At 62.2% G+C, this 12510-nt stretch carries 10 protein-coding genes, 1 tRNA gene and 4 pseudogenes; 9 read left to right on the plus strand and 6 right to left on the minus strand.

Going from position 1 to position 12510, the window contains the following annotated elements:
- From VGL01_RS08960 to VGL01_RS08970, 3 genes are all read left to right on the plus strand, one after another.
- On the plus strand, positions 1–697 hold a 697-nt coding region (locus VGL01_RS08960; protein ID WP_331568504.1), incomplete at its 5' end, for a (2Fe-2S)-binding protein.
- Positions 690–1829 (plus strand): FAD-binding oxidoreductase, encoded by a 1140-nt coding sequence (locus tag VGL01_RS08965; RefSeq protein WP_331568505.1) that lies wholly within the window; start codon positions 690–692, stop codon positions 1827–1829. The genes VGL01_RS08960 and VGL01_RS08965, both read left to right, overlap by 8 nt.
- On the plus strand, positions 1826–2890 hold the full coding sequence (locus VGL01_RS08970; RefSeq protein WP_331568506.1) for an ABC transporter substrate-binding protein: 1065 nt from the start codon (positions 1826–1828) through the stop codon (positions 2888–2890). The genes VGL01_RS08965 and VGL01_RS08970 overlap by 4 nt, the downstream gene beginning before the upstream one ends.
- Positions 2891–2953: 63 nt before the next feature.
- Here the strand turns inward: VGL01_RS08970 and rlmB are convergent, their stop codons facing one another.
- On the minus strand, positions 2954–3697 hold the full coding sequence (gene rlmB, locus VGL01_RS08975) for a 23S rRNA (guanosine(2251)-2'-O)-methyltransferase RlmB (RefSeq protein WP_331568507.1): 744 nt from the start codon (positions 3695–3697) through the stop codon (positions 2954–2956).
- 168 nt (positions 3698–3865) lie between these two features.
- Positions 3866–6325, minus strand: coding sequence for a ribonuclease R (rnr, locus tag VGL01_RS08980; RefSeq protein ID WP_414720204.1), 2460 nt, complete (start codon positions 6323–6325; stop codon positions 3866–3868).
- A gap of 258 nt (positions 6326–6583) precedes the next feature.
- On the opposite strand from rnr, the gene VGL01_RS08985 reads away from it, so the two are divergent.
- The 3 genes from VGL01_RS08985 (at position 6584) to VGL01_RS08995 (ending at position 8985) form a co-directional block, all read left to right on the plus strand.
- Positions 6584–6670, plus strand: a tRNA-Leu gene (locus VGL01_RS08985).
- 409 nt (positions 6671–7079) lie between these two features.
- Positions 7080–8105 (plus strand): type IV toxin-antitoxin system AbiEi family antitoxin, encoded by a 1026-nt coding sequence (locus tag VGL01_RS08990; protein ID WP_331568512.1) that lies wholly within the window; start codon positions 7080–7082, stop codon positions 8103–8105.
- A gap of 31 nt (positions 8106–8136) precedes the next feature.
- Positions 8137–8985: a nucleotidyl transferase AbiEii/AbiGii toxin family protein gene (locus tag VGL01_RS08995; protein ID WP_331568508.1), complete on the plus strand. Its 849-nt coding sequence runs from the start codon at positions 8137–8139 to the stop codon at positions 8983–8985.
- Positions 8986–9116: 131 nt separating this feature from the next.
- Here the strand turns inward: VGL01_RS08995 and VGL01_RS09000 are convergent.
- Positions 9117–9188, minus strand: a pseudogene (locus VGL01_RS09000) (electron transfer flavoprotein subunit beta/FixA family protein); the annotation flags it as partial.
- A 228-nt stretch (positions 9189–9416) separates the two neighbouring features.
- Here VGL01_RS09000 and VGL01_RS09005 point away from each other — a divergent pair.
- Together VGL01_RS09005 and VGL01_RS09010 are read left to right on the plus strand one after the other, a co-directional pair.
- A pseudogene (locus tag VGL01_RS09005) lies at positions 9417–9661 on the plus strand (Arm DNA-binding domain-containing protein).
- Between the two features lie 188 nt (positions 9662–9849).
- Positions 9850–10605, plus strand: a complete 756-nt coding sequence (locus VGL01_RS09010; RefSeq protein WP_331568509.1) for a site-specific integrase — start codon at positions 9850–9852, stop codon at positions 10603–10605.
- 167 nt (positions 10606–10772) lie between these two features.
- Here the strand turns inward: VGL01_RS09010 and VGL01_RS09015 are convergent, their stop codons facing one another.
- Positions 10773–11411 carry an H-NS family nucleoid-associated regulatory protein gene (locus VGL01_RS09015; protein ID WP_331568510.1) on the minus strand — a complete coding sequence of 213 codons (639 nt, stop codon included), beginning with the start codon at positions 11409–11411 and terminating at the stop codon, positions 10773–10775.
- 52 nt (positions 11412–11463) lie between these two features.
- Between VGL01_RS09015 and VGL01_RS09020 the strand changes: the two genes are divergently transcribed.
- Complete coding sequence (locus tag VGL01_RS09020) at positions 11464–11823, plus strand: hypothetical protein (RefSeq protein WP_331568513.1); 360 nt, start codon at positions 11464–11466, stop codon at positions 11821–11823.
- Positions 11824–11843: 20 nt separating this feature from the next.
- Here the strand turns inward: VGL01_RS09020 and VGL01_RS09025 are convergent.
- Together VGL01_RS09025 and VGL01_RS09035 are read right to left on the minus strand one after the other, a co-directional pair.
- Positions 11844–12017 (minus strand): annotated as a pseudogene (locus tag VGL01_RS09025) (LysR family transcriptional regulator); the annotation flags it as partial.
- A gap of 216 nt (positions 12018–12233) precedes the next feature.
- Positions 12234–12510, minus strand: a pseudogene (locus VGL01_RS09035) (ABC transporter ATP-binding protein); the annotation flags it as partial.

A 12510-nucleotide genomic window follows, 5' to 3' on the forward strand; every position in this document is an offset into this window, starting at 1 on the left:
CGACGAGGCTATCGTCGAAACAATCCGGTGCGATGCACTCGCGCTCGGCTTCGGCCTGCGTCCCGAAACCCAACTGGCCGACATTGCGGGTTGCCGCTTCCGCTTCGACGACACCACGCAGTGCTGGCTGCCCGAGCGCGATGCGGCAGGACGCAGTTCCATTGCGGGGATCTATCTCGCGGGCGACGGTGCGGGCATAGCGGGAGCCGATGCCGCGGAACTTGCCGGCCGGCGCGCCGCGCTCGCGGTACTCGAGGATTTGCAGTGCGAAGCCTCGCCCGATGCGCATCGTGAAGAAGCGGCATCGCTCGAACGTGCAATGAAGAGGATCGCCGTCTTTCGCTCGGGATTGGAAGCCGCGTTCCCGCCGCCTTTTGGCCGTGCCGCATCGTGGCCCGATGGCACGATCGTGTGCCGTTGCGAGCAGATCGACGCGGGAACGCTGCGACGCTGCGTGCGCGCCGGTGAGGCCAAGGAGATCAATCGTCTGAAGGCGCTGACGCGGGTCGGTATGGGGCGCTGCCAAGGGCGCATGTGCGGTGAAGCAGCACTCGCGCTGATCGCCGCCGAGACCGATTGTTCGATGCAAACCGTGGGACGCTTGCGGGCGCAGGCTCCCGTCAAGCCGATTCCGCTCGCAGCCGCACTCGGGGACGATGCGCTTGCCGCCATTCCGGAGCATGCGCGCGATGAGTGAGCTCCATCACTACGACGTGGCGATAGCGGGCGGCGGGCTCGTCGGGGCTTCGGCGGCACTCGCGCTCGCACGGGCCGGCTTGCGCGTCGTGCTGTTCGAGCGCCGCTACTGCGGCGCTCAGGCCAGCGGTGTCAATTACGGCGGCGTACGGTGCCAAGGCCGCCCCGCCGAGCAATTGCCGCTTGCGATGCGCGCGCGCGAGGTCTGGCGGCGTTTGCCCGAATCGATCGGTATCGATGGCGAGTTCGTGGTGTCGGGCCATCTGCGGCTCGCTCGCAGCGAGGCCGACCTGGCGGGACTCGCCGAGTACGCGCACATGGCCGCCGAGCATGGACTGCACCTCGAGCTCATCGCAGGCCGCGCGTTTCGCACGCGTTATCCGTGGCTCGGCTCAGCCGCGATCGGCGGATCGCTCTGCGAGACCGACGGGCACGCCAATCCGAGGCTCGTGTCCCCGGCGTTTGCGCAGGCGGCACGCCGCGCGGGCGCCGACGTACTCGAGCTGACCCCGCTCGACGATGCGACATATGACGCCGCGCGTTTTCAATTGTCGGCAAACGGCCGGCGATTCAGCGCGGATTGGCTCATCAATGCCGCCGGCGCGTGGGCCAATACGATCGCGCAACGCTTCGGCGACGCAGTCCCGATGCAGCCGATCTACCCGAACATGTGGGTGACGGAGCCGCTACCGCAATTCATCACGCACAACCTCGGCGTCTACGGTGGCGGCATCTACGCACGCCAAGTCGCGCGCGGCAACTGCATCATTGGAGGCGGGCGCGGTTATGGCGACGGTCAATATGCACAGCCTTCCTCCGACACCACGCGCACGGTCATGCGCGATGCCTGCGCATTGCTGCCGATGCTGCGCGAAGCGCTTTTGATCCGCTCATGGAGCGGCGTCGAAGGATGCACGCCCGATCACAACCCGATCATCGGCGCGAGTCGCCGGGTACCGCGCCTGTTACATGCATTCGGTTTTTCCGGCGGCGGCTTTTTGCTTGCCCCGGGCGTCGGCGAAGTGCTTGCCGAGCTCGTGATCTCCGGCGCAACCGCAACGCCGCTTGCCGCGTTCGATGTCGACCGATTCGTTCCCGCTGCAGCTTCGCTGCCCAGCATTACTTCGTCATGAGGAGACCCGTCGTGAAACCGTCGTCGATCTTGTCGTCCGTTGCCGTCACTCTATGCGTCGCCGCTGCCGCGACAGCCGTTCACGCTCAATCGAAAACGCTGTACATCGGCATGAATGGCGGGCCGATGGAAAAGGCCTATACGAGCCAGGTCCTGCCGATGTTCGAGCAGGCCAATAATGCGAAGGTGGTTGTCGTGCCCGGCACTTCGTCCGACATTCTCGCGAAGCTGCTCGCCAATCGCGATAAGCCGCAGATTCATGTCGCCTTTCTCGACGACGGTGTCATGGCGCGAGCCGTCAGCATGGGGCTGTGCGAAAAGCTCGACGATTCGCCCGTGCTCAAGGAGCTCTATCCGTTTGCGCGAATGAAAGACGATGTCGGCGCGGGGGTGCAGCTCGGCATGACCGGCATCGCGTACAACACGAAGCTGTTTACGCAGAAAGGATGGTCCGCACCCAACTCGTGGCTCGATTTCGCCGATCCGAAATACAAGGGCAAGGTGGTGTTCCAGTCGGAATCGAGCAGCACATTCGGGCTGCACGGCTTTCTCGCGCTCAATCGCCTCTGGGGCGGCAGCGAGAAAAACGTCGAACCGGGGTTTACGAAATGGCCCAATACCGTCGGGCCCAACGTCGTCGAGTACGTCCCGAATTCGGCGAAGATTTCGGAGATGGTGCAAACGGGCGAGGCTGGCCTCTTTCCGCTGACGCCGACCGCCGTGGCCGATCTGCAGGACAAGGGCTTGCCCGTGGCCTACGTTTCGCCCAAGGAAGGGCCGGTGCTGCTGCTCGTCGATGTGTGCGTCGTCAAGCACAACCCCGATCCGCAACTCGCGCAGAAGCTTGCGCAGTTCCTGCTGTCGAAGCCCGCGCAGGAAAAAGCGGCTGAGGCGGGCAAGCAGATTCCGACCAACCGGTTGGCTACGATGCCGGCATCGATGCAAAAGAGCCTCGGGAACGTCGAGAGCCTGCTGAGCAAGGTCACCGTCGTCGATTGGGATTCGATCAATGCGCGCCGTCCGGAATGGGATAAGCGCTGGAATCAGCAGATCGAGCGCTGATAAGGCATCCGCACGCCAACGCTGCCGCATGCGGTGGCTCCGGTGGCGTGCCGTTTGACGATGTCAGGGCTTGGCGGTCCGCTGTCTCACCGCTTCGAACAAACAGACACCGCTCGCCACGGAGACATTGAGGCTCTCCACCGTCCCAGCCATCGGAATCTGCATGACTTCGTCGCAGGTTTCGCGCGTGAGGCGCCGCATCCCCTCACCCTCCGCGCCCATGACGAGCGCCACGGGCCCGTCGAGTTTCGTGCCGTAAAGGCTTGCGGACGCGTCGCCCGAGGTGCCGACCACCCATACGCCGGCATCCTTGAGCTCGCGCAATGCGCGTGCGAGGTTGGTCACCGTGATGTAGGGCACTGTGTCGGCCGCCCCGCTCGCGACCTTGGCCGCCGTCGCGTTCAGCCCGACCGCGCGGTCGCGCGGCGCGATGACAGCGTGCGCACCGGCCGCATCGGCCACGCGAAGGCATGCGCCTAGATTGTGGGGATCCGTCACGCCGTCGAGCACGAGCAACAGTGCCGGCCCTTGAATCCCATCGAGCAGCTCGGCGAGATTTTGGGCGAGCGGCAAGTCGCTTGCACGCGCGACGACGCCTTGGTGGCGCTCGGTATGCGCAAGGCCCCAAAGACGTGTCTCGTCAGCCGCGATCAACCGGACGCCCGCTTCCTTCGCCGTGTGCAGGAAATCCTGCATCCGACGGTCACGCCGCGTTGCATCGTAAAACACTTCCTCGACTGTCGATGCGTCGTGACGCAAGCGCGCCGTCACCGCGTGAAACCCGTAGAGAACCTTGAGACGTGCCATAGCTGAATCGAAAAATCGTGTGAGTATGCGATGCGAGCAGCCGATAAAAGCCGCTCGCTATCACGGGCATGCGGACATGCTGACATGCGGCGATGGGATGCCCGGCACCGAAGCGTCCGACATGCGTGGACGGTAAGCCGGTGCGCGCCGCACCGGCAGCTACCGCGGTTACTTCTTGCGCACGCGCGATTTCGAAGCAGGCTTCGTCGCAGCGCCACGTTTCCTGGCTGCTTGCGCGCGTGCGGCTCGCGCCTCGTTCACAGCCGGCGTCTTGCCCGGCGCGGCCTTCTTGCGCGCCGTCGACTCGCCATTTGGAACGGTGCGCACGCGCGGGCCGGCCGGCTCCGCGGCCGCTCGCTCTGCCTGCGCCGCACGCTGTTGTACGACCGCGGTCTTCGTCACCGTATCGCGCACGAGCCGGAAGTCGATCTTGCGGGCATCGAGATCGACACGGCTTACTTGCACGCGCACGCGATCGGACAATCGATAGCGAATACCGGTGCGCTCGCCGCGCAGCTCGTTCTTGATCTCGTCGTATTGGAAGTAGTCCGCGCCGAGCTCGGTCACATGCACGAGCCCTTCGATGAAGAGCGCGTCGAGTTGCACGAAGATGCCGAACGACGTCACGCCGCTCACCATCCCACCGTATTCCTCGCCGAGCTTGTCGCGCATGAAGTAGCACTTGAGCCAAGTCTCGACGTCGCGCGAAGCTTCGTCGGCACGCCGCTCGTTGGACGAGCAGTGCAAACCGAGTTCTTCCCAGATTGCCGTATTCGGCCCACCGTTGTTGCGCGGCGCAGATTCGTCAGCTTGCTGCAACGCCCGCGCTTTCGCCGAGAGCGCCGTATTCAGCGTGACGCCGAGCGGCGGCTGCGGCCGATATTTACGGCCCGCCAGAATGGCATAGATCGCGCGATGCGTGAGCAGATCGGGATAGCGTCGAATCGGGCTCGTGAAATGCGCGTAGGCCTCGTAGGCCAGACCGAAGTGCCCGATGTTATCGGGGCTGTAGACGGCCTGCTGCATCGAGCGCAGCAGCATCGTTTGCAGCATCTGTGCGTCGGGCCGGTCGCGGATCTGTGCCATGAGCGCCGCGTAATCGCTCGCATGCGGCGTCTCGCCGCCCCCGAGCGAGAGCCCCATGCCACGCAGGAAGGTCCGCAGGTTTTCGAGCTTTTCCGCGGTCGGACCTGCGTGAACGCGGTAAAGCCCCGGATGCTTGTTGCGCTTCAAAAAGTCGGCGGCACAAACATTCGCCGCCAACATGCACTCTTCGATGAGCTTGTGAGCGTCGTTTCGCTGACGCGGCAAAATCTGCTCGATCTTGCCTTGCGCATTGCAGACGATATAGGTTTCCGTCGTATCGAAATCGATCGCCCCGCGCTTTTGGCGCGCGGCAAGCAGGGATTTGAATACGCCGTAGAGGTTCTGCAACTGCGGCACCAGTGTGCTGCGCCGTGCGGCCTCGGGACCTTTCGTGTTGGCGAGTATCGCGGCAACTTCGGTGTAGGTCAGGCGCGCGGCCGAGTGCATGACGGCCGGATAGAACTGATAGGCCTTGATCTCTCCCCTGCCCGTGATGACCATGTCGCACACGAGCACGCACCGGTCCACCTGCGGGTTCAGCGAGCAAAGACCGTTCGACAGCTTCTCGGGCAGCATCGGGATCACGCGCCGCGGGAAATAGACCGACGTGCTGCGTTCGATGGCATCGGCATCGAGCGCCGTCTCGGGCTGGACGTAGTGCGAGACATCCGCAATCGCCACGATCAGGCGAAAGCCATCGCCGCGGCCGACTTTCATCGGTTCGCAGTAGACGGCATCGTCGAAGTCCCGCGCATCTTCGCCATCGATCGTCACGAGCGGCACATCGCGCAAGTCCACGCGATGGCGCAGATCGGCCGGCCTGACTTCGTCGGGCAGCTTCGCGGCTTCGGCGACGGCCTGCGGATTGAACTCGTGCGGTACGCCGTACTTGCGCACTGCGATTTCGATTTCCATGCCCGGGTCGTCTATGTCGCCGAGTATCTCGGACACGCGGCCGAGCGGTTGCGAATGCCGGCTGGGGAAATCGGTCAGCTCGACCACCACGACCTGCCCGACCTTCGCTTTTTTCGTGCTTTGCGTAATCAGAATGTCGTGACCGATCCGCTTGTCCTCGGGGGCGACGATCAGCGCGCCGTTTTCGCTCAGCAGTCTGCCGATCACACGCTTGTTGGCGCGGTCGGTGACCTCGACGATGTGCCCTTCCGGCCGCCCGCGCCGATCGTAGCCGATGACGCGCGCGAGTACGCGATCGTTATGCATGACCTTCTGCATTTCCGCGTTGGGCAGGAACAGATCGTCCTGGCCGTCATCGCGCACGACGAAGCCGTAGCCGTCACGATGACCCTGTACGCGGCCGGCGACAAAATTCGACGGATGAGTCAGCTGGTAGTAACCGCGCTTGTCGAGGCGGATCTGGCCGTCGCGTTCCATTGCGCCCAGGCGCTTGAAGAAGCCTTCGCGCTCCTGGCGCTTGATCGAAAGCGTCTCGGCAATGTCGTTCGCTGTGAGCGGCGTGTCGCTGGTGCGCAGCACGCCGAGAATCTCTTCGCGGCTCGGGATCGGGTACGGGTATTTGCTCAAGGGACGCGTGTCGGTGGTTTGTTCTTGTTCCGGGGTATGAGACATCATGGCAATGCGGGCGATTCTAACACTGTGGATCGTGGCACCGGGCAGCCGGCGGGCCGCGGCAGGGAGCCGGGTGGCTTCGCGCAGGCGTTGCGGTCGTAATGGGGCGGTATTCCCAGGACCGACCGGCAAGTTGCGACCAGGCGCGATAAAGCGCTTGACAGCAATTTCAGGGCCCATATAATGGCGATCTTTGCTGCACAACGCACACCTGCCCAGGTGGCGGAATTGGTAGACGCACTAGGTTCAGGTCCTAGCGGTGGCAACATCGTGGAGGTTCGAGTCCTCTCCTGGGCACCAAGGAAGTAGATCCAGAGCTATTGACTGGATGTTTGTTCGTGATAAAGCCCGCTTGCGGGCTTTTTGCGTTTCAGGGCGACTGAAACGTGCTCGCGTTTCGCGATAAGCCAACGTCGAGCGATGTACTCACCATGCTTTTCACCGTCCGCGAAGTCCGAGCAGCCCGGCCCTAGCCAAAGCCCCTCGATGCTCGACAAAATCCGGACATGGCTTGTCGCGAGGGACTGACGCTGCCGGCAGGCAGCGCCTTTTAGCGCCTGGTTGGTAGAATAAGTCTTTGGTCCAAAAATTTCTCCTGTACACGTTCCGTGGACGATCCTCATTTTCGGACAGACCCAGCTGCATCCAAATTTTCATACTGTCCACGTTGCGTGTACAATTAGGAAAATTGGACAACCGCGGCCTTGCCATGCATCCGGTCGATCACGATCTGCCTCCTCTACTGGAAGCTGCCATCATCGCGTTCGGCGATGCAACCGGCGTTTCCGTCCACCTGCGTAAGGCGCCACCCCGGTCCGGTGCGGATGCAGTACTGGAGTTCCATGTCGGCACCCGTCGCTACAAACGCCTCGCGCATGTCAAGCGAACCATTGACCGCTACAGCAGCGTGGCCGCTGTCCGCGCACAGGTTGCGCCGGGCGACGGTGCCCGGCTGCTGCTAGTGACATCGTATTTGTCCCCTAATATGATCAATGCGTGCCGCGACATGCAGGTTGATGCGCTCGACCTGGCCGGCAACGCCAGTCTTCTTCTAGGCGATAGCGTCATTCTCGTGTCCGGGCGCCCACGCCCGGACAACGACCTGCCGGCACGTAGCCGGACCTGGACCAAATCGACATTGCGCGTCGCACTCGCCCTGCTCGCGGTCCCTCCACTGCTGGAAAAAACCTACCGGGATATCGCACAGGTTGCCGGCGTCAGCCACGGAACCGTCCAGAACGCCGTTCACGGCATGCTGGATCGGCGCGATCTCATCGAGCAGCCCGGCGGGCGCGCTATGCAATTCGTCGACACAGCACGGCTCATCGATGAATGGACCACGTTGTACCCGACACTGCTACGTGGATCGCTTCAGCTCGGCCGCTTCCGCACCGACATCCCCGACTGGTGGAGAAGCGTTCCCGAGTTTCCCGACCGTTGCCAGTTTGGTGGCGAACCGGCAGCAGCGATCCTTACGCGATACCTGAAACCAGCCACATTCACCGTATACTGTGCCAGCGAGGTACCGAGGGAGTGGATCGCGAAAGCTCACCTGCGGGCTGATCGTGACGGCAACATTGAATTCCTGAGGTCCCCGATAGAGCTTCAGTTCGCGGCCGGACTTCCAAAAAACATCGTGCCGCCCCTGCTCGTCTACGCTGATCTCGTGGCGAGCGGCGACTCGCGCAATCTCGAAACAGCCCGGTTAGTGCGTGAACAATATCTCCCCGCTTGAGCCTCGCCCCCATCGCCCGTTTCCTGCCGAAATGGTGGCCCTTCTGCGGGAAGTGGCTGCCGCTGCTTCCCAAAAGAGCATCCAGTGGTTTGTCGGTGGGGCGAGCGCACGCGACATCGTGCTGACGCACGTCCACGATATCGAACCGACACGGGCGACGGCTGACGTCGATATCGGTATTTCCATCGAAAGCTGGGCCGGCCATGAAACACTGCGAACGGCGCTGCTCACGTCCGGCCACTTCGAGCAGCGAGGCACTGCAACCCACCGGCTGCACTACGAGGCCCCCGAGACCGGCGCCAGAACCTGGCTCGATATCGTCCCGTTTGGGGGCATCGCAGACGTTAGCGGCGAAATCGCCTGGCCGCCCGATCAGGCTATCCGCATGAACGTCGCCGGCTTCGAACAAGCGCTACAGGTCTCAGTGCGGGTACGCATGGATGACGATCTCGTGGTGCCTGTCGCTTCCCTTCCCGCGCAGGCAATGCTCAAGATCATCGCCTGGAAAGATCGTCATGCGGTCGATCGCAAGGACGCAACCGATCTACTTTTCCTGCTGGCATGGTATGGCGAGGCCGGAAATCTCGAGAGGCTGTATGCCGATGACGCCTTCGACCTGATCGAACAGCACGAGCACGATCCTGGTATCGGCGGTGCGGCCCTCCTCGGCCGCGACGTGGCAGGTATCGTCACGCCGAACGTGCACGATCAGATCCTCGCGGTCATTGCGCCGGACGATCCGTCGCCCCCAATACTGACGCACATGATGGCAAGCCGCACACGGATTTTCGGCGGCGATACGGCTGAACGGATCAGTCAGCTTTTTAACGCGTTTCGCCAAGAATTTGTCGCGGTGGTTCGGCGAGGAAGCGGGACCTAACCGTCCCGGGCAGGAAAGCGTGATCCAGGCTGCCCGGCAAAGAACGTAATCCTTCACGCAGCGGACGCGACCTCCCAACGTCGCCCTAGAACCGGTAAAGCTTGGCCGCGTTTTCAGCGAAGATGCTGATCCACTTCCGTGGCCACGCCCGCTTCCTTCAGACGCGCCGCCTCTTCCACGGCAATTTCGTCGAACGGGTTCATATCAATGACCTAAATGATTTATTCGAGCCCTCTCCTGGGCACCATCAGATGTTCTGGCGTAAGCCGCAGTAGTCCGAGAAACCTCGTAAGATCAAGGTCTTACGGGGGTTTTTTGTTTCCGCGGATGACCGACGTGTACCGGTGACATCGACGATTTTTGCGTATACGCGGAATCGAGGTGCCAAGCCATGCCTAAACGCGTCGAACCGAAGTCCGAAGTGGCGTTTCGTGTCGCCAAACCGCGCGAGCGCCCCCTATCTGCTCGCCGATGGGAATGGGCTCGCTCTACGCGTCTGGCTGGACGGAAGTAAGACGTGGCTGCTCCGCTACCGCCGGCCGGGTACTGGAAAGGAAACTTTCTCAGCCTTGGCTCCTACCCTGAGGTTCCGCTCGTCGAAGCGCACAAGTCTGCCGCGATCGCGCGCAGCCTTGTCCGCGAAGGTACTGATCCGGCCGAGCATCGCCGGGCCTAATCCGCTGCGCGCAAACGTGCTGCCGAAGGCGCGTTCCATCTGGTCGCAGAAAAATGGCTCGCATTTAAACGCAATGAGTGGGCCGACGAGACGTACCGCAAAGCCGAGTTTGTCACCCGGCAATACCTAGTCCCTCCGCTCCGCAACAAGCCGATCTCCACGCTCGCGACATTGGAGGTCATACCCCGGTGCTAGAAGGAATAGCGGCGCATGCTCCCAATCTCGCGACCAAAGCGCGCCAATACGTGGGCGGCATCGTTACTTACGCGATCCACCACAGTCTGCGAGAGGACGGCGTCCCGTTGTCGCTACGCGGTGTCATCCCGCGGCACAACAAAGGTCACATCCCGGCGATCACGAAGCCTGCTGAGATCGTCCCGCTCGTGCAAGCCATCAACACATACAAGTCGCCCGTCACGCGGGCTGCTCTGAAGCTGACCATGCTCACCGGCTTACGCCCCGGCGTGATCGCCGCTGCACCGTGGGATGAAATCAACCTCGAGTCCGCTGAGTGGCATGTCCCCGCCGTTCGGATGAAGATGCGTCACGATCATATCGTGCCCTTACCGAGGCAAGCGGTTGTGTTGCTCCGCGAATTGCAGTCGCTTACGGGCCGCGGAGACTACGTGTTTCCGTCCCCGGCCCGCCAGAAGACGCCGCACTTGCACCGAGACGCGTTAAGCAAGGCCCGACGCGACATGGGATTTCAAGGAAAGCACGCCGCGCATGGATTTCGCGGCATGCTGCGAACCGTCGGCCGCGAGCGACTCGGCATCGACATCGATGTTCTCGAAGCGCAACTCGCGCACGCGAAACGAGGCGACGTACAGAAGGCGTACGACGGAACGACATTCGACGATGACCGGCGCCGTGTCATGCAGGCGTGGGCTGACTACATCGACGGGCTGTGCAGAACAACGTCCACGCACGGCGACGTCGATTGAAATGCGAGGCTGGAACGGAATGGAACGGAACGAGGCGGCCGGCGAAAAATTCCCGGTGGCGCTCTGTGGTCGTCCACACGATGGCCGTAGAACGCCTAGGCAGCACGGAAATTCTGACACTCCCTGCAGCGGCGACGAACCGACCTTCCGATCACCGCCGCAACTGCTCAATTGGACGCATCAGTAGCGGCGTCCACCTTCTTGGCAGCGTTGGTCTTCGGCGCCGCTTTCTTCGTCGCCCCTTGCTTGACGACTCGTCTCTTCACCGCGACCTTCTTCTCGGTTGTCACCCTTCGCGCTCCGTTTCCATTCCCGCTGATCAGGAATTCGGTTCGATCCTTGGCGTCGGCAAGCCACGCCGGAGCACGGCCACGTCCGCTCCACGTCGCACCAGTTGCCGGATCGCGATACTTCGGCGCCTGCGGACCGCGAACGTAGTTCCCCTTTCGACCTCCGCTCGCGGCGTTCCGCGTTGGCAGCTGTGCCCTGCCGTCAATCAGGAAATTGCTTCGATCCTTTGCATTAACAATCCAGCCCGGCGCACGACCGCGGCCGGTCCAAGTCGCCCCGGTCTTTGGATCAAGATATTTTGCAGCGCTGGATGGCCTACCGAACGCGTTTTGCTTTATTGCGTTGCCACTACGTCTGCTGGCCACAAGATGCGCTTGGAGGTCTGCCAACGTGAGGCCGTGCTTTTCCATCAGCTCGCTGATCTTGGAAACAGCGGATGACTGCTTCCTAACGATCGCATCGGCTTCGGCCTGCAGCTTGGCAATCTTTGCTTTGATGTCCTCTAGCGTAGCCATCACTCCCTCATCGTTGCAACAATGCCCGCACTATGCCACACCGCTTACGGCAATGTCAGCGCTGCACGGGTTCAATGTCACAGTCCCGCTACAAGTCGTGCCGGTTTTGCTCACCCACAGCCTTCCGGGCGGCACGACGCGCGCAACGCGCGATATTGTTGTCGCGTTGGTCGCGACGGCTTTGGGATCGGCGAGTTCCATTTTGCGCGCGATGTCCGATGCAACCGCAAACGTTCGGTCCATGTTCCACCTTCCGGCCCATCTGGTCGCGCGCGTTGCCGGTATTGCTCGATACGCTGGTGGCGGCATCAGCGGTTGCGATTTGGTACCGGCCTTCGGTCGACTACTGGCATCGGGCTTTATTCGTTGTAACGTGTCCGCCTCCAACAGCTTAAGCGCCTGGATGTGGTGAAGAAGCATCTCGCCCGCTGGAGTCGGCGTAACGCCGTCACGTACCAAAAGTGGCGTCCCAAAGGCTTCTTCCAAGGACATGATTCGCTGGGAGACGGCACCGCGGCTAACGTTCAGCACCTGAGCCGAACGGCCAAAGTGCCGAGTTTCTACGAGAATAGAAAATGTCTCGAGCTGTTGACGATCAAAATTCACGCGATTCCGCTGTGCAATGTTCGTTACCTTTGATGCAACTGTAACTGTGGCCCGTGACCCTACCGGTGTCGACGGTGCACCAGAACACGTCGCGTGGCTTGCAGTAGAGGGTTCACGTCATCGGCTACGCCGCCCACAGCAGTAGTCGCCGGTACTGTGCTTCACGCCATTCGGCTTGCCGGTGTCATCGGCCGACGATGTCAAAGCTCACTCCGTTCACTCACCGAGATAGGCTGCGCGCACCTTCGGATCGTCGAGCATATCCTTCGCGTTGCCCGACATCGTGACCGCGCCGGAGTCCATCACATAGCCACGGTCCGCTGCCTGCAGCGCGAGCCGCGCGTTCTGCTCCACCAGCAGCACCGTGATGCCCTCCTTCGAAATCTCCCTCACGACCTCGAAGATTTTCTCGACCATGATCGGCGAGAGACCCATCGACGGTTCGTCGAGCAACAGCAGCTTAGGCTTCGACAGCACGGCGCGCGCCATCGCC

The organism is Trinickia sp. (assembly GCF_036503415.1).
Lineage (GTDB): Bacteria > Pseudomonadota > Gammaproteobacteria > Burkholderiales > Burkholderiaceae > Trinickia.